Source organism: Blastococcus sp. TF02-8, from assembly GCF_003319175.1.
GTDB lineage: Bacteria > Actinomycetota > Actinomycetes > Mycobacteriales > Geodermatophilaceae > Blastococcus.
Window position 1 is genome coordinate 1 of the sequence record NZ_QOHK01000007.1, and the last position, 25,882, is coordinate 25,882.

Annotated in this window: 25 protein-coding genes and 1 pseudogene; 5 read left to right on the forward strand and 21 right to left on the reverse strand. The window is 69.9% G+C overall.

From position 1 onward, the window contains the following. The 6 genes and pseudogenes from DQ237_RS14235 to DQ237_RS14265 form a co-directional block, all read right to left on the reverse strand. Positions 1 to 610, reverse strand: a pseudogene (locus DQ237_RS14235) (ATP-binding protein); the annotation flags it as partial. Continuing rightward, positions 607 to 2,121: an SCO6880 family protein gene (locus tag DQ237_RS14240; RefSeq protein ID WP_113800818.1), complete on the reverse strand. Its 1,515-nt coding sequence runs from the start codon at positions 2,119 to 2,121 to the stop codon at positions 607 to 609. The gene DQ237_RS14240 and the pseudogene DQ237_RS14235, both read right to left, overlap by 4 nt. Continuing rightward, positions 2,118 to 3,731, reverse strand: a complete 1,614-nt coding sequence (locus DQ237_RS14245; protein ID WP_113800819.1) for a hypothetical protein — start codon at positions 3,729 to 3,731, stop codon at positions 2,118 to 2,120. The genes DQ237_RS14240 and DQ237_RS14245 overlap by 4 nt, the downstream gene beginning before the upstream one ends. After that, the gene (locus DQ237_RS14250) at positions 3,724 to 4,530 is read right to left on the reverse strand and encodes a hypothetical protein (RefSeq protein ID WP_113800990.1); all 807 of its coding nucleotides are present in this window, start codon (positions 4,528 to 4,530) and stop codon (positions 3,724 to 3,726) included. The genes DQ237_RS14245 and DQ237_RS14250 overlap by 8 nt, the downstream gene beginning before the upstream one ends. Then, positions 4,530 to 4,904: a hypothetical protein gene (locus tag DQ237_RS14255; RefSeq protein ID WP_240619637.1), complete on the reverse strand. Its 375-nt coding sequence runs from the start codon at positions 4,902 to 4,904 to the stop codon at positions 4,530 to 4,532. Before DQ237_RS14255 ends, DQ237_RS14250 begins: the two co-directional genes overlap by 1 nt. A 310-nt stretch (positions 4,905 to 5,214) precedes the next feature. Beyond that, positions 5,215 to 5,556 carry a hypothetical protein gene (locus tag DQ237_RS14265; RefSeq protein ID WP_113800821.1) on the reverse strand — a complete coding sequence of 114 codons (342 nt, stop codon included), beginning with the start codon at positions 5,554 to 5,556 and terminating at the stop codon, positions 5,215 to 5,217. Positions 5,557 to 5,826: 270 nt separating this feature from the next. Between DQ237_RS14265 and DQ237_RS14270 the strand changes: the two genes are divergently transcribed. Further along, a complete protein-coding gene (locus DQ237_RS14270; RefSeq protein WP_113800822.1) occupies positions 5,827 to 6,030 on the forward strand; it encodes a hypothetical protein in 204 nt (67 codons plus the stop codon). Here the strand turns inward: DQ237_RS14270 and DQ237_RS14275 are convergent. The 3 genes from DQ237_RS14275 to DQ237_RS14285 all read right to left on the reverse strand — a co-directional run bounded on the left by DQ237_RS14275 (position 6,006) and on the right by DQ237_RS14285 (position 8,705). Then, positions 6,006 to 6,764: a hypothetical protein gene (locus tag DQ237_RS14275; RefSeq protein WP_113800823.1), complete on the reverse strand. Its 759-nt coding sequence runs from the start codon at positions 6,762 to 6,764 to the stop codon at positions 6,006 to 6,008. The genes DQ237_RS14270 and DQ237_RS14275 overlap by 25 nt on opposite strands. Positions 6,765 to 7,132: 368 nt before the next feature. Continuing rightward, positions 7,133 to 7,762 carry a hypothetical protein gene (locus tag DQ237_RS14280; protein ID WP_113800824.1) on the reverse strand — a complete coding sequence of 210 codons (630 nt, stop codon included), beginning with the start codon at positions 7,760 to 7,762 and terminating at the stop codon, positions 7,133 to 7,135. A gap of 391 nt (positions 7,763 to 8,153) precedes the next feature. Next, positions 8,154 to 8,705: a hypothetical protein gene (locus tag DQ237_RS14285; RefSeq protein ID WP_113800825.1), complete on the reverse strand. Its 552-nt coding sequence runs from the start codon at positions 8,703 to 8,705 to the stop codon at positions 8,154 to 8,156. 757 nt (positions 8,706 to 9,462) lie between these two features. On the opposite strand from DQ237_RS14285, the gene DQ237_RS14295 reads away from it, so the two are divergent. Both DQ237_RS14295 and DQ237_RS14300 read left to right on the forward strand, forming a co-directional pair. Next, positions 9,463 to 10,713 (forward strand): IS256 family transposase, encoded by a 1,251-nt coding sequence (locus DQ237_RS14295; protein ID WP_113800826.1) that lies wholly within the window; start codon positions 9,463 to 9,465, stop codon positions 10,711 to 10,713. Between the two features lie 65 nt (positions 10,714 to 10,778). Then, the gene (locus DQ237_RS14300; protein WP_240619638.1) at positions 10,779 to 12,827 is read left to right on the forward strand and encodes an AAA family ATPase; all 2,049 of its coding nucleotides are present in this window, start codon (positions 10,779 to 10,781) and stop codon (positions 12,825 to 12,827) included. Between the two features lie 689 nt (positions 12,828 to 13,516). Here DQ237_RS14300 and DQ237_RS14305 read toward each other — a convergent pair. Genes DQ237_RS14305 through DQ237_RS14315 form a run of 3 tightly spaced genes read right to left on the reverse strand, consistent with a single transcriptional unit; the run spans position 13,517 to position 15,396 of the window. Further along, positions 13,517 to 13,921: a DUF6527 family protein gene (locus DQ237_RS14305; RefSeq protein WP_014375623.1), complete on the reverse strand. Its 405-nt coding sequence runs from the start codon at positions 13,919 to 13,921 to the stop codon at positions 13,517 to 13,519. Continuing rightward, positions 13,911 to 15,143, reverse strand: coding sequence for a ThiF family adenylyltransferase (locus DQ237_RS14310; RefSeq protein ID WP_113800827.1), 1,233 nt, complete (start codon positions 15,141 to 15,143; stop codon positions 13,911 to 13,913). The genes DQ237_RS14305 and DQ237_RS14310 overlap by 11 nt, the downstream gene beginning before the upstream one ends. Beyond that, on the reverse strand, positions 15,118 to 15,396 hold the full coding sequence (locus DQ237_RS14315) for a multiubiquitin domain-containing protein (RefSeq protein ID WP_051004909.1): 279 nt from the start codon (positions 15,394 to 15,396) through the stop codon (positions 15,118 to 15,120). The genes DQ237_RS14310 and DQ237_RS14315 overlap by 26 nt, the downstream gene beginning before the upstream one ends. A gap of 178 nt (positions 15,397 to 15,574) precedes the next feature. Between DQ237_RS14315 and DQ237_RS19470 the strand changes: the two genes are divergently transcribed. Continuing rightward, a complete protein-coding gene (locus DQ237_RS19470; protein WP_014375620.1) occupies positions 15,575 to 15,883 on the forward strand; it encodes a hypothetical protein in 309 nt (102 codons plus the stop codon). Next, a complete protein-coding gene (locus tag DQ237_RS14320; protein ID WP_113800829.1) occupies positions 15,880 to 16,956 on the forward strand; it encodes a helix-turn-helix domain-containing protein in 1,077 nt (358 codons plus the stop codon). The genes DQ237_RS19470 and DQ237_RS14320 overlap by 4 nt, the downstream gene beginning before the upstream one ends. Positions 16,957 to 17,370: 414 nt before the next feature. Here DQ237_RS14320 and DQ237_RS14325 read toward each other — a convergent pair whose 3' ends face one another. The 9 genes from DQ237_RS14325 to DQ237_RS14365 all read right to left on the reverse strand — a co-directional run bounded on the left by DQ237_RS14325 (position 17,371) and on the right by DQ237_RS14365 (position 25,859). Next, positions 17,371 to 20,739, reverse strand: coding sequence for a LysM peptidoglycan-binding domain-containing protein (locus DQ237_RS14325; protein WP_113800830.1), 3,369 nt, complete (start codon positions 20,737 to 20,739; stop codon positions 17,371 to 17,373). Then, positions 20,736 to 21,110, reverse strand: coding sequence for a hypothetical protein (locus DQ237_RS14330; RefSeq protein WP_113800831.1), 375 nt, complete (start codon positions 21,108 to 21,110; stop codon positions 20,736 to 20,738). The genes DQ237_RS14325 and DQ237_RS14330 overlap by 4 nt, the downstream gene beginning before the upstream one ends. Positions 21,111 to 21,157: 47 nt before the next feature. Continuing rightward, positions 21,158 to 21,625, reverse strand: coding sequence for a pilus assembly protein TadE (locus DQ237_RS14335; RefSeq protein WP_113800832.1), 468 nt, complete (start codon positions 21,623 to 21,625; stop codon positions 21,158 to 21,160). Beyond that, the gene (locus tag DQ237_RS14340; protein WP_113800833.1) at positions 21,622 to 22,092 is read right to left on the reverse strand and encodes a TadE family protein; all 471 of its coding nucleotides are present in this window, start codon (positions 22,090 to 22,092) and stop codon (positions 21,622 to 21,624) included. The genes DQ237_RS14335 and DQ237_RS14340 overlap by 4 nt, the downstream gene beginning before the upstream one ends. Positions 22,093 to 22,108: 16 nt before the next feature. Beyond that, positions 22,109 to 22,345: a hypothetical protein gene (locus tag DQ237_RS14345; protein ID WP_113800834.1), complete on the reverse strand. Its 237-nt coding sequence runs from the start codon at positions 22,343 to 22,345 to the stop codon at positions 22,109 to 22,111. 26 nt (positions 22,346 to 22,371) lie between these two features. Continuing rightward, on the reverse strand, positions 22,372 to 23,655 hold the full coding sequence (locus DQ237_RS14350; RefSeq protein ID WP_240619639.1) for an ATPase, T2SS/T4P/T4SS family: 1,284 nt from the start codon (positions 23,653 to 23,655) through the stop codon (positions 22,372 to 22,374). Further along, on the reverse strand, positions 23,652 to 24,434 hold the full coding sequence (locus DQ237_RS14355; protein ID WP_113800835.1) for a hypothetical protein: 783 nt from the start codon (positions 24,432 to 24,434) through the stop codon (positions 23,652 to 23,654). The genes DQ237_RS14350 and DQ237_RS14355 overlap by 4 nt, the downstream gene beginning before the upstream one ends. 4 nt (positions 24,435 to 24,438) lie before the next feature. Then, entirely contained in the window at positions 24,439 to 25,029 is a 591-nt protein-coding gene (locus DQ237_RS14360) for an SAF domain-containing protein (RefSeq protein ID WP_240619640.1), read from the reverse strand. A 140-nt stretch (positions 25,030 to 25,169) separates the two neighbouring features. Beyond that, a complete protein-coding gene (locus DQ237_RS14365) occupies positions 25,170 to 25,859 on the reverse strand; it encodes a hypothetical protein (RefSeq protein ID WP_240619641.1) in 690 nt (229 codons plus the stop codon). Positions 25,860 to 25,882: the final 23 nt, after the last annotated feature.

Below are 25,882 nucleotides of genomic sequence, written 5' to 3' on the forward strand. Positions count from 1 at the left end.
GGCGGCGGGCCTCGGCGGCGTCGAGCCGGTCCCAGCCGTGGTCGAGCGGGCCGAAGGCCAGCGGGTTGACTCGTGCGGACAGTCCGTGGCCGATGACGAACGGCTCCACGCCCAGCGCGCGGCACAGTGGCTCGTACTCGTCCTTGGTATCGCCCAGGATCAGGGTGCGGTAGCCGTATGCCAGCATCCGCAGCGCGAAGGCCTTGACGGTGGCGGACTTGCCGCGGCCGGGCTTGCCGAAGACGACGACGTTCGGGTTGGTGACCGGGATGGCGTCGTCGGTGACCCAGCCAACCGGATCGCAGTAGAACGCCCCGCCCGACAGCAGGTCGATGCCCATCTGCGCGCCGGTGGGCGGCAGCCCGCTGGTGGCGATCAGCGGCCACACCACCGGCGTCTGCTCCGACGTCATTCGCCACACCGAGAGCGGCGCGAGCGCCACTGCGCGACCCCGGCCGCGGCCGCCCGGCCCGCGGCGGGGCACCAGCGCGGTGAACGGCCCGCGTTCCCGTCCCGCCGTCTCGACGGCCGGGACGGCGGGGAGCCGGTGGCCGAAGTCGTCGAGCAGGACGGCGACGTCCCGGCCCCGGCGGGGACCGCGGCGGTTCACCGTCGTCCCCTGCGGTCGGGCAGCCCGACGCCGAGGGGAATGGCCGCGGCGGCAAACCCGGCGTCCTGCGTCAGGTCCAACCGCAACGGCACGTAACCAGCGGCACGGATGGAGGCTTCGAGCCGGCGGCCGTGCTCGTCCACCGGCCACGTGGCCGGGACGGTGACGCAGGCGGCGACGGCGGGACGAACCAGCGCTCGGCCGGCGGCCAGCTTCTCGTCCGCGGCACCGATCCGTTCGGTGTCGCGCCGCTGCCGGGCCCGCTGCCGGAACCCCATGCGGGCGCGCAGCTCGTTACCCGTGGTGGCGCTCATCTCTTCCCGGCCGACCAGCCGGGTGGCACGGTCCAGCGGCAGCGGGGCGAGGAACACCGTTAGACAGCGCCGCTCCCCCGCCGTCGTAGGGATCAGCACCGGGGCCAGTGCGCCGAGCACCGCCCCGGAGTCGGGCAGCAGGATTGTGTCGGTGACCGACGCCCACGCGTCGTGCACGTAGTGCCGCACCTCGGCGCGGGCGTACGTCGGTCCGGCGGCGGCCATCGGCACCCCGGTCGCCAACTGGACGCCGTTGGCTGCGGCCAGGTCGGCGGCGACGAGCTGGCCGCGGTCGCCCGGGGCGAATCCGGTGCGTACCGCCGCAGCGAGTGCCGCCGAGTCCAGCCAGGTGACGGCGGTGCAGCCGACCGGGCCGCGCAACGCACTCTCGACCTCGGCCATGACCCCGTGCAGCACCCGCGCGCGGCCGTCCACCCCACCGCCGGATTCCTTCGCGGCCCGACCCATCCGGCTCTCGCCGACGACGACGGTCACGAACGCCTCGGTGCGCACCGCCGCCGGGGTGAGGGTGGCGCCCAGCAGTGCGTTCACCTGGGCGGCTAGGGGCGCGGCGTCGGAACGGGTGTGGGCTCGCTCCCAGGCGGCGCGCTCGGCGCCGTCGTCGGGGACCGTGCGCACCTGCAATGCCAGGACGTCGACCAGCTCGGTGCGCGCGGCGATCTCGCACACCTCAGCCAGACCGGCGCCCATCCTGTCCCGGTCGGCCGGCTCGGCCAGGCCGATGCCCGGATGGTCGATCCGCGCCACGGCCGCCCACGTGCGCGCCGCGGAGTTCTGCACGATCACCGGTCGGGTGAACAGCTGCCCGTAGGGGGGCCCGTCGTGGGTGCGGATGCCGGCGAGCACCCCTGGCAGGTCCGCTTCGGACAGGTCCTCGGCCGTCCCGGCAGCGGCTCGAGAGCCGAACATCGTCCAGCCCATCGCTCCTCCGATCGCGTACAGGCAGAGATCGCCGAACCAGCGGCCGGCCGCGCGCCCCCGGATGGGGACCAACAGCACGGCGACCAGCAGCGCCCACACCGGCAGCCAGACGGCGAACAGCCCCCATGCCTGCGCGTTCAGGGCCAGCAGCGCCGGCATGCCGGCGAGGGTGGCCAGGGCCAGCTGAGCGCCGGTCATCCCGAGGAACCAGCCCGAGACGTCGCGGGAGTAGTCGCCGTAGCGGATGGCGTTCATCGCGCGTCGTCCTGGTCGGGACCGAACGGGTCGCTCTCGCCGGGCCGGTCAGGTGCCATGCCGTCGAGGCGTTCGGCGGGCCAGGCCGCGGAAGATGCGCCTCCGGGATAGTGGGCATGCCCGTTCCCGGTCAGCTTCGTCGGCTGTGTTCCGCCGTCTTCGGGACGGCGCCCTCCGCCGTGCCCGCCTTCGGTCGCCGTCCCTCCACCGGAGCCGTTGCCGCGCACCGGTACCCGGGCGGGCAGCGGCTGCCCATAGTACGGGTGGGTGTGCCCGACTCCGGCGCCCGACAGCACGTCTGACGCCGAGGCGGCCACCCCCGCGGCCAGTCGGCCGGCCGTGGAGGTACCCGTGGTCAGCGCTCGCAGCGCGCCGGCGAAGCGCCCACTGGTCGCCGCGTCTGCGGTCGACTCGCCCTGCGCGCGGTCGCCGGCCAGCTGCGCCGCTGCACCGGAGGCGGCCACCCCACCGGATGTGGCACCTGCCGCCGCGGTGGCCACGGCCGCTCGTCCGCCACCAGCCTTCTGCAGCGCTCCCATGACTCCGCCGGAGGCGGCCAGAGAGGAGCGCAACCCCGCCCCACTCGACGTGCCGGGGTCGACGAAGGCCAGCAGCCGGAACAGCGCCAGCGGGCAGATCGCTCCAAGCAGGATCAGTAGGCAGCCGACCACCGCCATGCCGATCGCGGCCTCGGTGCTCGCTTTCTCTGCTCCGGTGAGGATGCCCTCGGTGATGGTCACTCCGACGCCGAGGACGAGCACGGCGACGGGGGCAACCAGCAGCGCGGCGAGGAACCAGCGGAGGCTTCGCCAGAACCAGGTGCTCGACGTCTGCGCCAGCAGTCCTCCTGCCGAGATCGCCGAGGTCGCGGCCAGCACTATCAGCGCCGCCTCGCGGACCAGCATCAGCAGCAGGTAGCCCACGCTGGCCGGCACCAGCAGGAAGATCGAACTGACCCCCAGCACGGTGGCGACCGTGCCGTCGACCAGGTCGCGGCTCACGCTGATCGACGGGTCGAAAGAGGCCAGGTTGTCGATATCAAGCAGGCTGCGCAGCAGGGCGGTGGTCAGTCCTGAGACGCCGGTGACCAGCAGCGCCGCCACCCCGATGTAGCTGGCCCAGACCAGCCCGAACTGCAGCAGTCCGATCAGCAGCCGGCCCAGCGTCTGCCCGTCCCGGCGCACCGCGGCGATACTCAGCTGCACCATGGCCATCAGCGCGGCCACGGTCGCGCCGATGCCGAAGGTCACCGGATATACGCCGGCCAGCGGGCCATCGGCGGACAGGTCCGGGGTGGCCAGGGCGTCGATCACCGAGAAGGCCAGTCCCAGCAGCCATAGCCCGGCCTCCCAGAGCGACAACATGGCGCTGACCCACACGTCGGCGACCACCGCGCCCGCTGCCTCGCCGATCACGCAGAACGGGTTGATCGGCAGGCACGGCAGCGAGCCATCGTCCGCCGCCGGAGCTGCGGGGAAGGCCACGACCGTCGAGTCGGCCGAAGCCGGAACCGTGGTTGCCAGCCAGCCCACCACCGCCAGCATCAGGACGACGACCAGCATCTGCGGGCGCGGCAACCGGCCGCACTGGGCCAGCTGCGGCCTAGACATGGCGCAGATCCCGCCAGCCGGCCGCGATCGCCGCCTCGGTGCCTGGCCAGACCGAGGGAGCCGGCGCCGGCTCCTCCCCTGGGCCGATGACCCACCGGTCCCCGACCCAGGCCATGCGCTGGCAGTCGGCGATCGCGATCCGGGAGGTCTGCTCCACGGTGACCGTGAACTCGAAGTTCACGCACACCACGGCGAAGTCCTCGCCCACCGTGCCCTTGATCAGCCCCATCACCGGGCGGACGACGATCGCCAGCTGCGGAGACCCCGCACCGGAGAGCCCCGCTGCAGACAGCAGGCTCGCCATGCCGTCCACGCCGGACCACGTCTCCGGGGTCGGCCCGCCCGGAGCGGCCCATTCGGCGATCACCCGTCGCACGCCGTCCATCGAGCCGGTCTGCATCGCCGTCACGTCGATCGCCGCCAGCTGCGCCAGCGAACCCTCCGGGGTACGCGGGAAGCCGGTGGGCACGTCCGCCGGGCCCACGCCGGTGGCGCGTGGCAACTCGAGAACGCCTGCAGCGTGTCTCGACAACGGGCCGGGCAGCGCGTCTTCCGGGTCGGCGGTCGGCATCGGCGCGACGGCCAGCGCATCCTGACGCGACATGCCCTGAGAGGGAGCCGCAGCCTGTCGTGCGGCTTCCCTCTCGTCCGGTTCCTCGGTCAGCCCTACGACAACTGCCACGACCAGGCCGGCCAGCACCGCCAGCGCCACCACCGCGCTGACCACGAGCGCCGTAAGAAGACGCGCCGGGCTCCACTCCTGCGCACCGCTCCCATGGACGTCGAGACGGCGGCGCATCAGGTGCACCCACTGCCGGTAATCGATCCGAGGATGACCAGGATGACCGTGTAGGTGATGGCCACCATCACGACCACCGCGACGCCCATCGCCCCGTACCGGGAGGCATGCGGATGGGAGAACATCCGGCCCACCAGGATCGAGCCGAGCGACACGACCGCGGCGATCCCGATCAGCGCCAGCACCCCCCACTTCACCCACGCCGTCACCTGATCGGCGAATGCCTGCACTCCCGGCGGCGCCTCCGGGCAGACCGCCGCGGTCAACTCCACCGGCGCCGCGGTGGCAGGCAACGCGGTCAGCACGACCAGGCCCGCAGCGACGAACGCGACGGTCGAGGCCGCTCGTACGGCTGCTTTCATGCGGGGTTTCACCGTGTCTCCCCCGCCGCGCCTGGCTGGGACGCTGCCGCCCGGTGCCGATGCCGATCCTGCGGTGACACGGCTGGCATCAGCAGCGCGGCCAGCGACCGGCCGGCGGCCTCCACTCCCTTGGGCAACCGGTCCCCGGTCAGACCGGCGGTCTGCAGTCGTCCGTCGACCGGAACCCGGACCACCCGTCCCCGCGACCTCAACTCGTGAAGCTGCGGACCACAGTTGGCCTTCACCGCTCGGGGCCAGCGCGCCGGGCCCACGACGGCCACCATCACCGGCTGCCCGGCGAGCTGGCTCAGCACGTGCTCGGTCAGTCGCACCCCGGGCACGGTCGGCCGGCAGACGACGACGGTGCTCGTACGGTCGCGGCCAGCCGGGCCAGGTCCTCCGGAGCAGGCAGCCCGAGATCCAGGACGGTGACCGCCGGCTCCTCGCTGCTCGGGAGGACCGGCCAGCCGCAAGGCTCCACGTCCGCGACGCGGCGGTCGATCGTGACGCAGTCGCGGGAACCACGTCGCCACGCGCCGGCGGCGTCGGTGCCCAGCTCCGCCGACGCCGCGGCAATCAGCCCCGACCGGCGGGGATGTGCGGTCTCCACCAGGTGCACCCGCCGGTCGGTGGCTGCCGCAGCGTCGCTGATGGCCAGCGCCACCGTGGAGGCGCCGGCACCGGCGTGTGCCGCTACGACCGTGACCCAGTCGGCCCCCAGCGCGTCGATGTCACCCCTGCCCGGGACAGGCGTGGGCGCGCTGTGACCCCTGCTCGTGCCTCGCTGCGGCGCTCTGTCACCGCTGTCAGCCCACCGCTCGCAGTGCGTGTCCTCTCCAGCCGGGAGCGCCTTGCTGTCCCCGTCTCGCCTTGTGCGGCGCGGAGACAGAACCGGTGCACCCGCCGGTGCACGATCCTCGGACACGGAGAGCTCGTGGAGACGCGTCGGCGCCGCGAGCCTGCTTCCGGAAGCTCGCAGACGACGGGCACGCAGCTCGCGGAACGCCTGCTGGATCTCCGCGACCGACAGCAGTCGCTCGTCGGGGTCGACGTCGCCGCCGCTGGCCACACCGCCCGTCACGCCGGCTTCGTCGACGTCCTGCAGCAGTGGGCTCACGCGACGGCCGCCAGGTACTGAGGAGCCACGCCGCGCAAGGCGGTCAGGGTGCGGTTCCGCCGGCGGTACAGCGTGCGCGTCGTGATGCCGTGTGCGGCGGCGACCTTCTGGTCGGCGCACCGGTGTTGCCGGTCGCGGCTGCACTCGGTGGCGATCAGCAGTGCGACGTCCTCGGCGTCGACTCCTGAGCGCACCGCCCACTGCAGGAGGTCGACGACGTCGAGGTCCTCCCCTTCCTCGTCGGCGCTCGCAGTTGCTATCCGAGTGATGTCGCCCGTAGCGGTCGGGATCTCGATCCGGCCGGGGTGGTAGCGGCTGCTGGGTCGCAGCTCGGCGAGTACCGCCCGCCGGGTCTCGGCGCGCAGGTTCGCCGCGATCGCCCGAGGCCGGCGCCGCCATGGGTAGCGGCGGATCTGGCACGCGAGTTCGCCGACGACCACGGCGAGGATGTCGAGGTTCAGGTCTGCGAGCTGCCTGGCCATCGTCCGCACCAGCCCGCTGAGCAAGTGAAGCGTCAGCAGCAGCGCGTCGTCGTCGCGGCCACCGTCCACAGCGGCCAGCCGGACGAGCGCGGCGAGCACGACGTCGCGGCGGTCGTCCGCGCCGTCGTCGGCCCAGACGGCGAGCAGGTCATGGACGCTGCTCAGCCCGATCAGGGCTGTCTCGTTGGCTGCCCAACGGACGAGGATGGCGTCGTCGTCCAGACGTGCGGCGAGCGCCGGCCAGCTGCCGACGATGGTGGGATCGTGGAACATGTGCGGGTCCTCCGGCATCGGTGTGATGCCGTCGACGCTCTGCAGAGACGTTCAACGAGCCGTCACCCCTCGGCAGGGGTGACAGGGGCGGTCACGTCACCCCTTGACCAGCGCTGTCCCGCTATCGCGTCCGAGGACACGCGGTATCCGGCGGCGGGGGGTGACGGAGCAAGCAGCGAGGGGTGACGCCCGCGAGATTTGACGACGAAGGCGCCCCTGATTCGCTCGCCGCACCTGGCGCGCGTGTATCCCGGAAACCGATCCGCTACCGCGTGATCAGCCTGTCTGGGTTGCGGCATGTAGCCCCACGGCAGCAGGGCCCCGCTCGTCCGAGCGGGGCCCTGCTGGTGCGTCAGACGCCGTAGGTGTCAGTCGTCGTCCGAATCGCTGGAGTCGTCGTCCCCACCGCCGGAGCCCGAGTTGGCCGAGCCGGAGCCGGAGTTGTCCGGCTTGGACGCCTCCTCGGCGGCCTCGCGGGCCTGCTCCTCGACCTCCTCGGCGGCCTCGCGGGCCTGCTCCTCGACCTCCTCGGCGGCCTCGCGGGCCTGCTCCTCAGCCTCCTCGGCGGCCTCGCGGGCCTCCTCCTCAGCCTCACGAGCCTGCTCGGCAGCCTCCTCAGCGGCCTCGCGGGCCTGCTGCTCGGCCTCCTCGGCGGCCTCGCGGGCCTGCTCCTCGGCCTCGGCAGCCAGCCGAGCCGGGTCGTCGGAGTGGTCGGGGCCGTCGCTGTCGTCGGTGTCGGCTGCATCGGGCAGGTCGCCCGGCCCGTCGAGGCCCGAGTCGTCGGTCTCGAGGCTGTCGTCGGAGTCGGGAAGGTCGAACGGCGACACGGTCTCGACCGCGGCGGCCACCGGGTCCTGCAGCGAGGCGGGCAGAGCGCCGACGGCGCCCGCTCCGGTGACACCAGCCACAGCGATGCCGAGGCCTGCGGTGGCCTGCGCCACTGCGCCGGCACCGGCGATCTTGGCCGCGACCGCGGCGAGGCCTTCGAACAGCAACATGTGGGTGGTCCTCCGAGCATCTGGATCGCGCCTTCTGTCGATCCCTTGCCGTTCCATCGGCGCGCCGGGCGTTCAACCTGAGCCGGGGCAACCCCGGAGGGTGGCTGCGCGCTATCCCGCTGCCCCGGGAAGCAGATCGGCTTTGCCGGCCAGGGCCAACGCCTCCTCCGGCGCCCGTGGAGCAAGCGCCGCGGCGGCGTTCGGGCGGTTCTCGGTGACGGCGACGCTGGAGCTCCGCAAGGGGATCCCCTGCAGGATGTCGGCGCCGCGAGAGATCGAACCGCCGGGATGTTGCCGTAGGGGTTGACCGGCGAGAATCTGCCGCTGGCCTCAGCGACGCCAAGAAGGCGACTCAGGCCGGCAGGCTAGACGAGGATAGGTGCTGCGGCCCTCAGCCAAACAGCGAAGGGATGGCAGTCAGCAGGGAACCGATGCCGACCAGCAAGAGGCCCTTCAGCTCCCGCTTGACGGAGCCAGTCGCCACACGCCGCACAGACTCCTGGAGCTCGTCGTCGCGGCGCTGGGACTCCGCATGGATTTGGCTGATCTCCTGACTCAATCGTCGCTCGGTCTCGCCGACGGACCTGTCCAGCCGGTACAGCTCACCTTGCAGGCCAGCGAGCCGTTCCCGCACGTACTCGAATTGCTGCTCCGGAGTCGCGTCCGGTGGTAGCCCGACCTCGCCGGTGGCCGTCAGCGTCCCTGTGGCCGAGAGCGTGGCGTTGGCCATGCCACCGAGAACAACTACTTCGCGTCGCTGCCGGAGGACATGCCGACGGAACCAAGCCGTGAGCGCAGTAAGCCTCGGGAAGACCGGCCGCCCGGCGAAGGTCCGGTAGTCGTTAACGGCCGCCGTCCAGGCCAGCGAGATCCCCCAGACGGTGGATGCCAGCCCTGCCAGCGTCACCAGGTGCGCCCAGTCAGCCAGCCAGCGCCCCGCCACGGATGACAGCCTGACATCTGGGCTCGTCCAACCTTCGGCCACCTACCGGCCAGGCGCCGTCCGGCTTCGGCCAGGGGCGTCCAGCGGCCCGTCGTTCAGCACCCGCCCTCCACTCGGGTTCCGGCTTCGACGACCACGGGTCCCGCTGCAGGATCCCCATCGGGGCACGGAGGCGAGCGGCGAGTGTGCACTGGCTAGCACGCGGTCACTCATGCGACAACGGCCCGAGAACAGGGGGCTGACGCTGGCTGGCTCGCGCTCCGGCCACCCGTCCGCAGTTGGCCAGCGCTGGATCCCACCTGGCCGTTCCCTGGTGACGCATGACGTCGTGCTGACCGTCTCGGCGCTGGCATGTTCCCCGCCAGGGTGTCGGGGGTCAAAACTATGGTCCGAACATGCTTCGCCGACTCGATCTCAAGGCCCCATGGCGGTCCTTGGACAAGGGCTTCTGGCCTGACAACCTCCCGTCAGGCTGCCGCACAGTGGTCTACGGCCACAACGGCAGCGGCAAGTCCACGCTGTCCGAGCTCCTCCTCAGCCTCGCCGAAGGTTCATGCGCCACGGGTGTTGTCTGGGAGCATGAGGACGGGCAGCGAACCACCGTCGGCTCGGGTGAAGTGAGCCCTTCATCAGTGGCGTCCACCAAGGTGGTGTGCGATCCCCGCCGCCCGGGTGAGGGCGTGGGCGTAGACGTGTAGGCGGCCACCGCGTGATTCTTCGAACTGAGTTCCCGCTCAAGATCGAGGAGTTCCACGCGATGACCGCTGCACCCATGATCGACCCTGCCCGCTTCCTGCACGAGCACTTGGAGCAGGCCAGCCCTGATCTGCTGCGGCAGATGCTGACCACGTTCATCAACACGCTGATGTCGGCGGAGGCCGACGCGGTCTGCGGCGCTGAGTACGGGCAGCGCAGCGCCGAGCGCACCAACGTCCGTAACGGCTACCGGCACCGCGACTTCGACACCCGCGCCGGCACCTTGGACGTCGCCATCCCGAAGCTGCGGGCCGGGTCGTACTTCCCCGACTGGCTGGTGGAGCGCCGCCGCCGCGCGGAGCGGGCGCTGACCACCGTGGTCGCCACCTGCTACCTGCTGGGGGTGAGCACCCGGCGGATGGAGAAGCTCGTGGAGTCCCTGGGCATCACCCGGCTGTCGAAGTCGCAGGTCAGCGAGATGGCCAAGGACCTCGACGCGCAGGTCGCTGACTTCCGGCACCGGCCGCTGGACGCCGGCCCCTACACCTTTGTCGCCGCCGACGCGCTCGTGCTCAAGGTTCGCGAGGGCGGGCGGGTGGTCAACGTGCACGCCCTGGTCGCCAGCGGAGTCAACGGCGACGGGCACCGGGAAATCCTCGGCCTGCAGGTCACCAGTGCCGAGGACGGCGCCGGCTGGCTCGGGTTCTTCCGCGACCTGACCGCCCGTGGTCTGACCGGCGTGCAACTGGTCACCTCCGATGCGCACCGCGGGTTGGTCGAGGCGATCGGCGCGACCCTGCCGGGTGCGGCCTGGCAGCGCTGCCGCACGCACTACGCGGCGAACCTGATGGCCGCCACTCCCAAGGGCTCTTGGCCGTGGGTGAAGGCGCTGCTGCACTCGGTCTACGACCAGCCAGACGCCAGCTCCGTGCACGCCCAGTTCGACCGGGTCCTCGACGCGCTGGCCGACAAGCTGCCGAAGGTGGCCGAGCACCTCGAGGGCGCCCGCGCCGACGTGCTGGCCTTCACCGCGTTCCCCAAGGAGGTCTGGAAGCAGATCTGGTCCAACAACCCGGCCGAACGGCTCAACCGGGAGATCCGCCGCCGCACCGACGTGGTCGGCATCTTCCCCGACCGCGACTCGGTGATCCGGCTCGTCGGCGCCGTCCTCGCCGAGCAGCACGACGAATGGACCGAAGGCCGCCGCTACCTCGGCCTTGACGTGCTGGCCCGCTGCCGCATCCGCCCCGTGAACGACACAACCGCCGACGAGGAGGTAACCACCCCGACCATTCCGGCGCTCAGCGCCTGACCGAACCGAAAATCACGCGGTCGCCGTCACACACCACGCCACCGGGCTTGACCCCTTCATCTTCCATGGCGGTTTTCACGCGCAAGTGGGTTGAAGCGAACCTCGCCGACTTCCTTGACGGCGATAGCGCCTCGGCCATCGTGACTCTTGGGCGGGAGGCCATCGATGCCAAGGACGAAGAGGCGCGACTTGAAGAGGAGGTCAAGCGGTTACGAGCGGACGCAGCCGAAGCTAAGAAGCACGAAAAGGCCGCGGACACCAAGGTTGAGAAGCTGACCCGGGACGTCCAGGACAGGATCATCTCCGAACTCAAGGAGTTCGACTACAACCACTTCACGAAGAACCGCTACTCCATCCCGAAGGTCCAAGACGAACTGCGTAAGTACAAGGGCGAGTTCCCCGACAGCAACGCGCACGCGGAGGCATTGAAGCGCTTGGGAGAGGGTGCCCCAGCTCCTGTCGCAGAGCTGCCTCCCCCGCCTGCTGGCATTGCTGGAGGACTGGCTAGGCTCTCCGAACTGTTAGCCGAGACTCCGACCCGAGTGGCCCTTGAAGCCCTTGAAGGGAACCCGACCGCTCAGGCCTGGGTCGAGCAAGGACTCGGGCTGCATAAGGACCTCGACCAGTGTCTCTTCTGCGCGGGAGATATCAGCCGCGACCGGCGCGATCAGCTCGCTTGGCACTTCGACGAGAGCTGGCTTCGAATCCGCGGCGAGGCGAAGGACCTACTTGCCGAAGTCACCCGCGAGAGACAAGCGCTCGCGGCCTGGCATGTCGCGTTGCCGGCCTCCACGGGTCTCGCCAGCGAACTCCGGTCGGTCTACGAGGAAGCGGTGACGCAAGCGAGGGCTGAAGTCGACGAGCATGTGGCCACGCTTACACAGGTCGAGAGCGCACTCAACGCTAAGGTTTCTGACCCCAGCGTGACGCCCGAAGCGCCGGACTGGTCGGTGCTGAACAGCGCACCGTCCATCACGGTGCTCGCCCAGGCGGTCAACGAGCACAATCACCAGGCTCGTCGCCACGAGGAGGTCACCGCTGAGCGGAAGCAGACCGTCCTTGACCATCTGGTGGGGTCACACAGTGGAGCCTTCCGCGACCTCGAAGAACAGGCCAAGGACAGCGCCACAAAGAGCTTGACCAGCAAGAAGGCAGCGGAACTCGCGGAGCGGCGACTGGACGAGGTGCGGCAGGCGCAGTTCACCACCAAGGACATGGCCGACACCCTGACGCGCGACCTCGCCCGCGTCTACGGCAAGGACCATCTCAGCGTTGCTGTCACGGCGGACGGGAAGTCCTACGCCTGTCGACGTGGTGACAAGCCAGGCACAGATCTCAGCCACGGCGAACGGACCACCCTCTCGCTCCTGTACTTTCTCCGGAAGCTCGAGGACGAGCAGGTACCCGGCGGCGACCCCTCGCAGCGGGTCGTGGTGATCGATGACCCGTCAAGCTCGCTCGACCGGGAAGCACTCTTTGCGACCCATCAGTGGCTCATCGACACGCTGAAGGGCTTCGGCCAATACATCATCCTGACCCATGACTTCAGCCTGCTGAGGCTCTTCATCAAGTCCCACAAGAACGCGTGGGGCAGCTCCATGAAGCGAATCACACAGGGCAACGCTGACGAGATTCGCTTCCCGAAGGTCTCGTTCCTCGAGATGTACGCGGCGACAGTCGATGGCGAGCGCCGGTCGAAGGTAGGCAAGCTCCCTCGACTCCTGCTTAACAACACGTCGGAGTACGCCTACCTCTTCTCCATGGTCATGGCTGGGATCGCGGACTCCGAGGACCATGAGCGACTCTTCCTCTTGCCCAATGCAGCTCGCCGGGTCCTTGAGGTCTTCGCCAGCTACAAGGCGCCGCACCGAACGGACTTCTTGAAGCAGCTCGAGGTTCTCGTCCAGGCTCAAGATGGCGAACCGTTCCGCGACGTGTTCGACTTCTGCAACAGGTTCTCGCACGGCGAGGGCAGCGAGAGTGTTGACGTGCTCGACGCCCGTGCTGTCCATGGACAGATTCGGCGATGCATGGAGTTCCTGCGAGCGATCGACAGTGAGCACTTCGAGCGCATGTGCACGGGGACCAACACCGATCCGGCGCTACTGCCGTAGCGGGTGGTGTCCGACTAGATCTCCCGCGGGGACTGACGTCCCCTGCATGTGGGACCAGTCGGGCGCCGAGGACTACTGCAGTTTCTGTTGTTCGCGGTAGGGACTGATTCATGCTGCGACTGTGGTCTGAATGTGTGCTCGATTCAGAGGACGATCGTCGATCGGGCGATCTGCTGACCCCTCGCGCTGCGCCCGCAGGTCGGTCGATGTCCGCGCTGCCTACCTGGCTCGATCTTAGTCGCCAGCAGTTCCTCGACCTCGGGACTCGACTGCCAGCGGCCACGGCGGCGACGTCCGGGAGCCGAGCATCGCGCGGCCGGAGCGCTGGTCCACTATCTGCGCTTACCGAAGACGATGCACCCTGACGGCTTTGGCCATGCCGTCGACCTGCATCCTGCCTCCGCTAATGACTACCAGTGGGCGATACTTGTACTGATAGCGGTAGTAGTACTCCGCCTGCTGCCATACCGACCCGTTCTCGAGCGTAACGACGGTGCTGCCATCCCAGCCCGTCCATGCGCCAGCTATCCGCGATCTCAATGCCTACTTCACCTCCAGCCCTTTTAGCGCCGTTCGGCGCATCTTGCCGCACAGCTCTGACCGATTCGCACGCCTTCGGGGGGTCTCTTCCAGTCAAACCACGTCACTGTCGTGCTCGAGGTAACTCATACATCTCGTGACCGCCGGCGTCATGAGCGCCCCAGGAACCGGCGCAGCCAGCGGCTCAGCCTCGTCAGCACGCCGGCACGGGGAACGTCACCGTAGGTCTGTGCGCGCTGCGCGGTGTCGAGCTTGTGTGTCGCTAGTGCAGCACCTCGCGTCATGGGTCGGCACCAGACCACACGGTTTTGCCGGATCAGGTAGTGCGACCCGCACTCGAACTGTCCGTTGCCCACCGACGGAGACAGGGTCACCCGCCCGTCGAAGGTCAGGATCCAGTCTGCAGGGCCCAGCGGAGTCACGACCCTGACGCCACAGCCGCACGCGCATCGGTGGGAGGCGGTTGCGTACTCCATCGAGACGTACAGCAGCCCGTCGTCCAGGTCTGTCGGCACATACTCGACGAAGACGGGTTCGAGTTCTTCAGACTTCACCGGTCGTGTCCGCCTCCGTCGGGCCGTCATCCTCGGCTTCGTCGTTGCCGTACTGGTTGATGATTTCGTTGGTGTCGATTCGGTACAGGGAGTGCAGTTCGCTCTCGCTGTCGCTGTAGAAACCGCAACGCTTCTTGAATGCGATGACGGCCAGGATGGCGGTGAGCGCGTTGAGCTCGGCCACCTGGATGTTCGATTCGTACTCGTCGCCATCGCCGAGCTCGTAGGAGATCAGCTGGTGGTCCCGGATGTGACCCTGCTGCCCGGGCAGGCTCGTAGTGACGCGGAGAAGCCCGGCCAAGCCATTGGCGTCGTGCCGCACACCCAACCCGGTGTCGATGAAGGGCACTCCCGCGTCGGTCAGCGCGTCGACGATGACCTTCTTGTCCTCGTTCGCGTCCATGGCGAGGAACACGAAGCTCATCTCGAGCAGCTCGTCGACGTTGTCCGCTGTCACGTACTCCGCGTGTGGCACGACGCCCCATCGCAGTCGTCCGTACCGGGCTGCGTGGTAGTCCACCTTGAGCGGGGCGGCGTTGAGTTCCTCGATGCTGGCCGCGCCCGGTGACCGGTAGGAGTTGTGAGTGGAGAAGACGTCGCCGTCGTAGACGTGCAGCTCACGGATCGGCGTCTTGGCGAGCAGATCGAGCAGGTATGCGCCGGTCCCTCCAAGACCGACGATCGCGACCTTGGGCAGCGAGATCTTCTCCGCCAGGGCGGTGATGCCTGCGCGGCTGGAGTTCGTGTCCAGGTACTTGAACACGCTGTCGGTCTCGTCCGACGCGACCGGCTTGAACGTGGTGGGGATCGCCGTGGGGTCGATGGCCTGGGCGTGGCCGACGATCAGCCCGGCGTATGCGACCACCTTGTCGTAGTAGTTGGTGTAGCCGCGGCCGTGCGCCTTCATCGAGGAACTGCACGCCGCCATCAGGCCGCCGGCGAGCTGTATCGGTCCGCGCTGGTGGATCAGAGCCTGGAGCTCCATCCCCTCCTTGCTGTGCGGGATCTCGGTGAACCACATCACGTGGGTCTGCGGCGGAGTAGTGGTCTCGCCCTGGATGTCCAGGGGGCAGACGAGACTGCCGCGGACGACGGTGCCTCCGGCGGTCACGAACGGGACGTCGTCGACGGCCAGGTGACCGGCGAAGATGCGGACGGCGTACCCCTCGTTGACGAGCCGCGACAGATCCGGGCTGTCACGAACGAGTCGTGGCAGTGACATCGAAGCTCGTCCCCTTCTTCTTCACGGTCACCGAGGTGCCGGGCACCAGGGTTCCGCTACCCCCGTGCCCGCCCTTGGCCTTGCGATAGGCCACCGAGTAGATGACGTTGGGGTCCCTGTGGGGGAATCCCAGACCAACCACCTGCTCGTACGTGACGGTCTCGGCGTCGACCTCGAAGCGCGACCCGTTGATCGCGATCTCGTAGTCCTTGTCCTTGGTCGGGTTCTTGGCCGACAGCTCGGCTTCGGTCATCACGCGCTCACTCCCTGGATCCGCGCCTGGCTCCCCAGGCGTCGTCGGTAGACGGTAGCAGCTCATCACCCTTAGGGTGACGTGGCGATGACGACGGGCGTGTCGAGGAACGAGGCGGGTCGGCGGACCCGAGTCCGCCCGATAGGTTGTGCCGCATCACCCGAAGAGTGAAGGGCCGATGGAGATCGAGTACCTCGATCGCGGAGCGCGTGATGCCGCGAGGCCGCCAGGTGTGCGGCCTCCGGACTGGAGCCATGCCGAGGTCAGCCGCCTGCGCCTCGTCGTTCAATGCATCCGAGCCGCGCGGATTCCCAGCGACGTACTGTCGCTGCGCTCCCTGCGCCTGCGCACCGATCGCGACGATCCCGGACGGGTCAGGACTGAACTGAGCTCCGACCGCGCCCTCACCCTCGCCTTCAAGGCAGACAGCAGCCCCATCACAGCGATGCTGGATATCGCGCCCACCAGAACGGACTCAGGACGATGAGCGATCGCGTGCCCGACCCGGTGCCAGTCGGCAGATTCCTCGCCGAGGAGATCGAAGCGCACGGGTGGACCCAGGCGGAATTCGCCGCCGTGCTCGGACGACCGGTGCAGTTCGTCTCCGAGATCGTAAACGGCAAGAAGGAAGTGACTCGTGAGTCGGCGGCACAGATCGGTGCAGCCCTGGGTCAGACGCCCGAGTTCTGGCTCAGCTTTCAGGATGAATACTTGCTGAGTGAGCAGGCAAAGAGCACCAGGACTCAGCAGGAGTTGTCAGAAGTGCGACGCCGCGCGCGCCTTAACCGATTGGTGCCGGTCGCAACGTTGCGCAAGCGTGGTGTATTAGTTGGAAAAGATCTAGACGAGCTCGAAGAAGAGGTAGCCGAACTCTTAGAGCTGGACAGCATCGACGACGACCCCGCCTTTCACATCGCCGCCCGACGGAGCAACCACGACGAGCCCGTCTCGTCTGTACAAGTCGCCTGGGTGGCATGTGTTAGGCGCGCGGCCCGCAAACGCACAGGCGTCAAGCCGTTCTCCAAATCCAAGCTAGAGAGACTGGCGGCACAACTGCCCACACTGCTCAGTAGCCCAGCCGGCTTCCGCGGCCTGCCCGAAAGCTTCGCGGACGCTGGCCTCGTCCTCGTCTACGTCGAGGCACTACCGGGGGCAAAGATTGACGGCTGCGCGTTCATGCTCGGCAAGACCCCAACCATTGCGCTCTCAGGGCGAGGTAAACGCTTGGACAAAGTCTTGTGGACGCTATTGCACGAGGTGGCCCACGTCATTCTCGGCCATGTCTCGTCCGACGTGTTAGTGGAGACGCTGGACGACCAGGACGAAACGGACGACACGGAGAACGAGGCCGACAGGCGAGCGGGCGCCTGGCTTTTGCCTAGGCCGCTCCCGACACCGCCGGCGCGTATCGGCGCGGGATGGGTCGAGACCGTGGCGAGCGAGCGCCGCCTAGCGCCAATCGTGATCGTCGGCCAACTCCAGCAGAGTCAAGTGCTGGACTGGCGCACGACCCTCGCGCGCAACGCCCCGACCGTAACCGGAGTCCTCGAGACTTGGTGAGCTGTACGCCGGCAGTTCTACCTTGGTTGGCCGCTGGTGCCAGGGCGCCACTTTCGGCGTAAAGCCCACGTGTCGCACGCTGCGAAGCGTGCACTCACAGTGCATGCCCCGTCGTCTCCCGTAGGACCAACCCTTACCGGGAACGCCGCAGATCAGATCGGATGCATCGGACTCTGTGTCCCGTAAGAACCGCCCGAGAGATTGCCCGGTGATGGAGAGGCTATGCGGGGCACTCGTCTGAAGCCACGGGTGGCGACACTGCAACTGGCACTGCCGCGCTGGGCCGGCTCAGGCCGTCCCCGGCGGGCAGGGCGGACTGATCGTCCTACCGCCGTTCGGACGGCTACTGGAAGCCGTTGCAGGTTCGTCGGTCCTTCCGTAGCGGTCCGTACCTCCGACCGCCTCCGTCGTTGGTCAGCCGGCCCTGTTGATCCACTGTCGGCGGAAGAGGATCTCGGCGGTTCTGGGTGGTAGGTCTTCCTCCACCTCGGCGTCGTGGTTGGCCAGAATGCGCGCGACGTAGGCGTCGGCCTCCGCCCGGTTGTCCTGCGCGTCGCAGGCGGCGACCAGGTCGAGCAGCGGCACGTCCTCGTAGCTGCCGGCTTTCAACGCCACATGAGCGGCGGCCGCAGCGAGCTCGGGCTCGCCGGCGGCGAGGTGGTGCGTCGCGACGGTGTGCGCCACGTCGACGATCATGGCGGCGTACTCGTGGTCCAGTCGGGAGTTCTCCTCGACCAGCCAGCTGTATCCGCCGGGCGCGCCCTGCCGCGATGCGGGCAGGTCGAATGGCCGCCCGGTGACCAGGTCGAGAGCGGCGCGCAGGTCGGCGATGCCGTCGACACCGCGGGCCAGCCCGCGGACTCGCAGTCGGCGGAACAGCTCGGCGTCGATGAGGACGTCGTCGATGCGGTAGCGGCCGACCCCGCCGGCGGTGACCCCGGACGGGAGGTAGTCCGCGCCGGTCGCCGGGTTGGTGCCCAACCAGGCGCGCACGATCGAGATCGACTGCCGCACCTTGGTCTTGCCGACGACGTCGGGCTCGTTGGGCCAGATCGCGGTGGCGTAGCGCTCGCTGGTCACGCCCCCGGGCCGGGTGGCCAGGTAGGCGACGATTTCGGTGTAGAACTGCCGCCGCGGGTTGCGCTCGGGCAGGGTGCCCTGCGCCCGCACTTCTACCGGGCCGAGCAGGGTCAACTTTGGCCGCGGGCAGGACGGGTCAGCCCAGTCGGCGAGGTCGGCGTCCAGGGCAGGGTCGGCGAACTCGACCTGGTCGCGAGTGTGTCCGTCGGTGACCGGAGCCAGCGCCTGCAGGTCCCGTTCGGTGGTCGCGGCCCGGTCCAGATAGGTCTGCGCGGACAGCGGTAGCACCGAGTTGGTCATCCAGGCCGCGGTGCCTGCCTGGTGGACCGCCGGCACGTCGTCCGCCTCGGCCGGCGCAGGCGGCTGCCGCCGGCCGGCGCGGGACGGGTCAACTCGAAGGCCGCCGCAGGCGTCGGCGTGCTCGTCCCAGGACTCGTCTCCGCGAGAGGGTGGGACCGGGCGGTCGTCCGTCACGGTAGCCAGCGCGAGCACCTGGGCCAGCTGCGCGGCCTCGTCGGCCGGGATTTGCTGCGCGATCAGCTCGACTCCCAGCGCAGGGATGGTGAGCATGCCGGCCTCGTCGACAGTCAGCTGCCAGCGGGCGGCGTCCGCGTGGTCCGGGTCGTCGATGAGCACCAACGCGGTCGCGCCGCGGGCGCGCTGCTGCTTCATGGCGGTCATCAGCCGTTCCAGCCCGGCGCTGTCCTTGGCGACGTCCGGGGCGATGAGAAGGACGCGCGGCGCCCACGCGTCGCCGGCCACGTCACGCAACCGGCCCGACAGCACCTCGACGTCGGCGATATGCATGGCCTCGGTGACCGATTCGAGGTGGCCGTCGAGCGCCGCGATCGCCTTCTCGACGTCGTCGGTGTAGATGAGCCGGTCAGGATTGATCTGGGCCAATTCCTTGCCGAAGCCGACCAGGGTCACCTGCAGCATCTCCGACCACGTGTTGTGCGCCAGCTCGGCAGCGAGGAACCGGGCCAGGTTCAGGCAACGCTCGGCGTCCCCGGACAGGGACAGGGTCGCGACCCGTTCCAGGTCGAGCAGCCAGTGCTCGCCCTCGGCCGTGTAGCCCACGGACGCGAGCATGGGGAACGGTGCGAAGAAGTACGCCCGCCGCTGCTCGTCGTAGGTCAGCGGATCACCGCGCCGGATCGACCAGCGGGTGCCGGCTGCGTCCACCATCCACGGCTCCGGGGCCTCCGAGGCCGGCTCAGTGAGTACCAGAGTCAGGACGTCGTCGGTCATGTAGGCCGCCACCACGTCGGGCAGGCGAGCGCCGTCGACCTTCGCCAGGGCCTGCACCAGGGCCCGCAGCGCCTGGTCCAGCCAGGTGACGTCGGCACTGCCGACGCTGCCGGCCTTCAGCAGGGCTCGTTCAACGTGCACCAGCTCTGGTGGTGTGCTGCCTATCGTCCGGCCGGGACGTCGCTGCCGGAACTGCCTGCGGCGGTAGCGCAGCAACGCGGTCAGCGAGGCCCCGGCCAGCAGCAGCCCACCGCCGGCGGCGAAGGCGATCATCGGTAGCTCCGAAGTGCTACCCGTCGAGGTCTCGTCAGGCCTCGCCTGCGACGGCTCGACGCTGTTAGGTGCAGCCGCGGGAGACGAGGTCGGGGCGTTGGTGGCCGGACCGGGCGCGGCCGGAGGCGGCGCGTTGGTGCCCGGCGGGGTCGGGTCTGCTGGAGGGGCGGTGCTCGGGCCTGGCGCTGATGGCGGTGCCGGCGTCGTGGGCGGTGCCGGCTCGGCTGCCGGAGGCGCCGGTGCGCTGGGTGCGGGCGTCGCTGGACTGGCCGGGTCCGGGATGCTCAGCGTCCAGCCCGGTCGGATCAGCGACGGGTCGGTGAAGGTGGCGCCTCCGGGTTGCCTGCGTCCCCGGTTGAGCTCCCAGGCTTGTGGCCAGTTGTGCCCGCTGCCGGTGATCTCCTCCGTGAGGTCCCACAGGGTGTCACCGGATTCCACCGTGACGTCCTCGACGATTCTCGCGGTGTCCGGGGCTAGGCCCGTCGGAGGCAGGCCGACCGCGTCGGGCGGCAGGACCAGCACCGTGCCCGGGAAGATCTCGTTGTCCGGACCGACCGCGGTCGGGTTGAGTCTGGCGATCTCCGGATATCGCAGCGGGTCCCCGAGATACCGCTCTGCCAGCGCCCACAGGGTGTCCCGGCGCTGCACCTGGTAGGTCGTGGTCGCGACCGGAGGCGCGTGCTCGTCCGGCATCGAGTACGCGACCGGTGTCTGCGCTATGGCCGGTGCGCTGGCGTACTGCGCCGACGCCGGGACGGCGGTGGATGTGGCCGCGACCGGCAGCGGCGGCGCCGTTGCGGTGGATGCGGGGCCGCCGGCGGCCAGTGGAGCGACGGTGAAGCCGACCGCGACGGCGGCGACCAGGGCGGCGGCCGGCCGCTGGAAGATTCCCAGCCCGGAGAGGACCGGAATAGGCCGTGCGCGGGCGAATGCCACGATCTCCGCCACTGTCGAGGCGGTGAACAGGGCCCAACACACCCACACGCCGGCTGCGAGGACGAGTCCAGCGAGCTGCCCGTTGTCGCGGGACGTCAGGACGGCCCCGACCTCGTCCAGCGACGGCAGGCTGTCCGGAACCAGGTGCAGCAGCGCCATCAGCACCGGTACGCCGACGATGACGGCGAGCAGCGTCAGGAGGGCACCCACGGCCTTGAGCAGGCGGGCGGCGTGGCCGGTCACGACAGGCCCTCCCCCGAAGTGACCCCGACCAGCAGCTGGGCGGTGTGCACGCGGGTCTGGCTGACCGGGATGCCGAGCAGGGGCGTCGAGTCGGTGACGGTCACGCTGACCTCGACGATGCCGGGGCCGGTGACGGTCACCGTGCCGGTCGCGCCGGCTTGGTCGAGGTAGGAGCGGGCCGCGGTCGCCGCCAACTGCGAGTCGGCGCTGCCGCCGGTGGGAACCGGGCCGATGGCGATGCTGGCCGCGCGGGCCGCCTCAGCCGAGTACGTGTCGGCGCGGTTGGCGGCCTGGATCGCGGTCCCGGCGTCGACGAGTGCGGTGACCAGGACGCCGACGATGAGCACGATGAAGCAGAACAGCACGGCCACCGACCCGCGGTCGTCCCGGAGTTGAGCACTGACTTGCGGGCGGGGTGTCACGACAGGTCCCTGGCAGGGTCGAGCGGGCTGGTGGCGCTGTCATGCAGCGTCCGGGAGCCGGGCAGGCCGGCAACTCCACCAATGTCGGACAGGTCAACGGTGCACGACACGGCGACGGTGACCGATGCCGAGGCGCCCGGCGGCGCGGTGAACCCGGAGGTGTCGACGCTGACCTGCACGTCGATGCAGTACAGGCCCTGGCTGGTCAGTGCGGTGGTGGCGGTGTCGGTGGCGATCTGCTGGGCCGCGGCGGCCGATCGGGCGAGCGAGGCGTCCCGCGCTGCGATCCCGGCGACGCCGCTGATGCGGTCGCCGGCCAGCGCGATCCGGGCGCCGACCACCAGCATGGCCACCAGGAGGAGTCCGACCGGCAGCAGGATCGCCAGCTCCACCGACTCCGAGCCTCGGTCGTCCCGCCACCGCCGTCGGCGGCCGTTCGGAGCCGGCTGCAGATCGCGGCTCATGGCGAGTCCGGGGTGGTAAAGCGTTCCTTGCCGCGCACCACGGTGACATCGACGGTCGGGGCGAAGCCGGGCAGCGGGATCACGTTGGGCACGCTGGCGGTGACGTGCACCGAGACCGTGGTGGCGGTGTCGGACTCGGTCACCGAGTAGTCGGTGATCGCGCCGGTCCCGAGTCTGGCCAAGTACATGTCCGCCGCCGCCTGCCCCGCTCCCCCGGTCGCTCCATGGACGCTGGCGGCGCGGGCTCCGACATGCGCCGCGGCGTCGGCCGCTTCCCGGGCGAAGTACCACAGCGCGAGCTGCGGGCCGGCCAACAGCAGCGCGACGATGATGGGGAACAGGATCGCGAACTCGACGCTGGATGAGCCCCGCTCGCTTCCGCGGCCGCGGTCTCGGCGGGATCCTGGGCGCGCGACCGGACCGCGCGGCGCGGATGCCGCACGGTTCGGAGTACGCGCCTCGAGCATGGAACCGCTGCCGGTTCTACTGGAACAGCGACGTCTTGCTGGCCACGAACGCGATGGCCGCTGCGCTGACCGCGCCGCCGAGAGCGATGGCCAGGATGACCATGAACGCCTTCTCCGAGGAGTCCGAGCCCCTGTCGTCGGCGACCTGATCGGCGCGCAGCCAGGCCAGGACCGACAGGGATATGACAGACACGGCGATGAGGCACTGCGCCACGACGGCCTGCGCACCGCGACGGATGGTGGGCTGGAACATTGGAAACCTCCCGGTAGGCGGTGCGGTCAGGACGAGATCCCGAACATGCGGAGCATGAACGGGACGAGCACGAACAGGGTCAGTCCGGTGACCAGGAGCGCCAGCGGGCGCGACATCCGCTCGCTGACCTGGTTAGCCTCGGTACGGGCGTCGGACAGCTCGGCGTGCCGAAGCGTGCGGGCGCTGGCCAGCAGGGGCTCCAGCAGATAGGTGACGTAGGCGCCGCGGACCTCCCCCACGAGCACCCAGGTCGGGGACGCGCGCAGCGCCAGGTGCAGCGCATCCCCCATGTCGAACCCGCCTCTGCCTTCGGCGTTGGGCAGCCGGGACTCGAACGGTCGGCATACCGCGTGCCGCCTGACCAGCTGCCGGCGCTCGGGATCCCACCGAGGCAGGTGCAGACCCAGCTCCCGCTCGTCCTCCACGGTGATGACCACGTTGTTCCACGGGATGGCGTTGCCCAGCGCGCGCAGCAGCGTTGTCTTGCCGACCCCCGGCGCTCCACTGACCAGCGGAGATGCACCGGCGAGGATCGCCGCCTGCAGGAAGGCTCGCACCGGTGAGTCGACCATGTTCATCTCGTGCAGGTCATCGAGGCTCGGATCACTGAACCGGTGCACCCGGATCACCCCGGCCGGGCGCGGCAGCACGTCCATAGCCGCCTGCAGCCGCGCGCCGAGCTCCGTCACGCCCTTCAGCCGCACGTTCAGGATGGGGCTGGCTGAGGAGAACTCGCGGCTGGTCTGACCGTCGTCCGACCGTGAACCGATCGACCTCAGCAGCTGCTCGAGCTCCTCGTCGCTGGAGGCGATCGCCGGCCCGGCCACGAGTTGGCCGCTGGCCATCCGCAGCATCGTCGGCTCGCAGCCCTCGAAGTGGATGTCTTCCACGTCGTCCCGGGCCATCAGGGGAGCCAGTCGCCCCAGCCCATCCAGCTCGGCCAGCACGGCCGCGAAGATTCTGTCCTCGGTGGTCACCGCCGGCGCCGAACGGCCGCGGTTGGCCTCGTGCAACAGCCACTGGTCGTACTCGTCGCGGATCAACTTCCGGGTCAGCTCGCGCCGCGGGCCCGGGGCGTAGTTCCTGTCCTCCACCGTCAAGCGGGTCGACACCCGATCACGCAGCTCCACCACGACGCGGTACTCGGTACTGGTGAGCTCCTTGGTATCGGCTGGTGTGGCGTCGACCGGCGCGGCCACCGCAGCCAGCGGCTCGAGCGGCGGCAGCGGCGGACGCTCGCGGGCGGGCCGCGGCAGGTCGGGGGCGGCAGGCACTTCCAGCGGCGGCGACGCGGTGTCCTCGTTCCTCATCCGGCCACCGCCTCGGCGACACGGGACGCCTCTGTCGGACTGGTCAGCGTCTTGGCCAGGGACGACGCCGCGCGCAGCAGTGCGGACCGTTGCAGCGTCTTCGGACTGACGGTCGCGCCGTCGGAGAGCGCCTGCGCTGCGGTCCGGTCATAGGGCAACGTGCCCGACAGCGGTAGGTCCAACGCCTTGGCGACTTCGCCGGCGGAGTACGGCCCGTCCCCGACCACGAGTGCCGTGACCTTCGCCAAATCGCCGAGCTCGTGTCGCAGTCGTTGCGTCGCATCCTGCGCCGCGTGCACCGACCGCACGCTGGGCCGCACCACCAGCAGCACCCGGTCGGCGGCCCGCAGCACCGGCCAGCAGCCGCGCTCGGTCACCAGTCGGCCGGCGTCGACCAAGGCGTCCCGCCCGATCGACGCGCTCGACGTGTGCAGGGCCGAGGCAAGCCGCTCCCATGCGTCGGCGGTGAACGAGGTGCCCTGCGCGGCGGTCGTGACTCCCGGAACCAGCCACACCTGCGGCTGCTCGGGAAGCTGCACCGCATGCTGGGCGACCATCGTGGCGGCCTGCATCGCCGGGACACCCCGCCGGGCCGCCGTCGACCATGACAGGAGCCCCCGGTCGGCGCCGACCCGGCCGGCCAGCAGCCCCGGCGCCATGTCCCCGCCGGCCGGGTCACAGTCGGCGACCACCAACGGGCCCGGCCACGCCAGGGCCAGGGCCCAGGTCGAGGTGGTCACCCCGGGCGCGGCCTTGCCCGACGTCACGACGGTGAGCATCAGTTCACCGCCCCGCCGGCAACAGGATCAACGCCAGGTTGCCGGTCGAGGCCAGCTCGGCCACCCGCACGCCGTCGTCCGCGCTGACTCGCACGTCGATCACCGTCACCTGTGTGGCCTGGTTGAGCGGTCCGACCTCGGCGACCGTCGCGTCGATTGGCTGATCGGGAACGCCATTGGTCTCGTCCCTCGAAGTACTGCTGCCGCTGGTCGCGCCGGTGCTGCCGGGCGTCTCCACGATCAGCACCTGCTGCCCGGGGCTCAGCCCACGGGCTGGGAACTGCCCCTCCTTCAACGGCAGGGCGACCAGCATCTCCCCCGCCGCGAACCCGCTGTCCGGGCCGACCTGCGCGCCGGTCAGCAGCTCTCCCCGGGTCAGTGGGACCTGGGCGACCATCCCGACGATCTGGGACCGCTGCGAGGCGGGGATCGGTGACAGGTTGGGATCCGACGTCACGTTCGCGACCGTCAGGTCCTCCGCGGTGATCGTCGAGCCCAGCTGCACGTCCCGGGCGACCGCCAGCACCTCGGTCCGCGCGGTCAGCATCTGGCCGGCGGCGAAGGCCAGCAGGCCCCCGAGTAGCACGACCAGCACGCTCAAGACCAGCGACTTGCGGCTGGCACGTCTCCTCGCCGCCGCGGTACGCACGGGAGGAGCCGGCGGCGGCGCCGCCTCTGGCGCCGGAGCCGGATAGCGTCCGGCCGCCGGCGACGCCATCCCGTTGACCCGCGTCGTCACCTGATCACCACCGACTGCACCTCCGCTACCGCGAACGTCGCGTTCGAGGTCGTCGTCAGATCCGGCAGCGTGCCGGTGGCGCCCGTCGACGACGTCCAGGTGACCGACCACTGGATGCCGTACGTCGCCGTCACCTGCCCATCGGGCTGGCGGATCGATGAGTGCGGGTACCGGTAGTCACAGCCCGCCGGCGATGCCGCCCACACCCCGTCGCCCGGCTGCCACGCCACACCAGGACCCGGGCACGACACCGTGGCAGCCCCATCGCCCGGCGTGAACGAAAGCGCCGTCGGTGTCACCGTCACCTGTGCCCACACGCCTCCGGCGTCGGCACGCGCGGTCAGTGCTCGGAACGATCCCGGGTCGGTCCAGAACCAGGTGTAGGCGTTGACGACCGTGAACGGCTGCCCCTCCTGCAGGAGGCCTGCTGGGTACCGGCCCGTCGTCGGTGACGGCACCGTCAGTGTGCTCAACGCCTGTTGCGCGAGCACCGCTGGATCAACCGCAGCTGGAGCCGCCGGCGGGGTGGCCGACCAGAAGGTGAAGCCGTTGGTACCGGGGAACGCCCCACCGCCGGTGTAGAAGAGGCAGTTATAGATGGCGCCATCCGTGCGACCGCCCCAGATGGGCGAGTCCTTCGGAGGCTGTTGGGCCATCGCCTCCGCGTAGCACTGCATGTCCTGCACCCACCTCGCCTCGCCTTCTCGGC

Excerpts from the sequence above, each read along its gene's own strand:
- DQ237_RS14240 (WP_113800818.1), bottom strand. The coding sequence starts at position 2,121 with ATGAACGCCATCCGCTACGGCGACTACTCCCGCGACGTCTCGGGCTGG.
- DQ237_RS14245 (WP_113800819.1), bottom strand. The coding sequence starts at position 3,731 with ATGTCTAGGCCGCAGCTGGCCCAGTGCGGCCGGTTGCCGCGCCCGCAG.
- DQ237_RS14250 (WP_113800990.1), bottom strand. The coding sequence starts at position 4,530 with ATGCGCCGCCGTCTCGACGTCCATGGGAGCGGTGCGCAGGAGTGGAGC.
- DQ237_RS14275 (WP_113800823.1), bottom strand. The coding sequence starts at position 6,764 with ATGTTCCACGATCCCACCATCGTCGGCAGCTGGCCGGCGCTCGCCGCA.
- DQ237_RS14280 (WP_113800824.1), bottom strand. The coding sequence starts at position 7,762 with ATGTTGCTGTTCGAAGGCCTCGCCGCGGTCGCGGCCAAGATCGCCGGT.
- DQ237_RS14295 (WP_113800826.1), top strand. The coding sequence starts at position 9,463 with ATGACCGCTGCACCCATGATCGACCCTGCCCGCTTCCTGCACGAGCAC.
- DQ237_RS14300 (WP_240619638.1), top strand. The coding sequence starts at position 10,779 with ATGGCGGTTTTCACGCGCAAGTGGGTTGAAGCGAACCTCGCCGACTTC.
- DQ237_RS14310 (WP_113800827.1), bottom strand. The coding sequence starts at position 15,143 with ATGTCACTGCCACGACTCGTTCGTGACAGCCCGGATCTGTCGCGGCTC.
- DQ237_RS14315 (WP_051004909.1), bottom strand. The coding sequence starts at position 15,396 with ATGACCGAAGCCGAGCTGTCGGCCAAGAACCCGACCAAGGACAAGGAC.
- DQ237_RS19470 (WP_014375620.1), top strand. The coding sequence starts at position 15,575 with ATGGAGATCGAGTACCTCGATCGCGGAGCGCGTGATGCCGCGAGGCCG.
- DQ237_RS14320 (WP_113800829.1), top strand. The coding sequence starts at position 15,880 with ATGAGCGATCGCGTGCCCGACCCGGTGCCAGTCGGCAGATTCCTCGCC.
- DQ237_RS14335 (WP_113800832.1), bottom strand. The coding sequence starts at position 21,625 with ATGAGCCGCGATCTGCAGCCGGCTCCGAACGGCCGCCGACGGCGGTGG.
- DQ237_RS14340 (WP_113800833.1), bottom strand. The coding sequence starts at position 22,092 with ATGCTCGAGGCGCGTACTCCGAACCGTGCGGCATCCGCGCCGCGCGGT.
- DQ237_RS14345 (WP_113800834.1), bottom strand. The coding sequence starts at position 22,345 with ATGTTCCAGCCCACCATCCGTCGCGGTGCGCAGGCCGTCGTGGCGCAG.
- DQ237_RS14350 (WP_240619639.1), bottom strand. The coding sequence starts at position 23,655 with ATGAGGAACGAGGACACCGCGTCGCCGCCGCTGGAAGTGCCTGCCGCC.
- DQ237_RS14355 (WP_113800835.1), bottom strand. The coding sequence starts at position 24,434 with ATGCTCACCGTCGTGACGTCGGGCAAGGCCGCGCCCGGGGTGACCACC.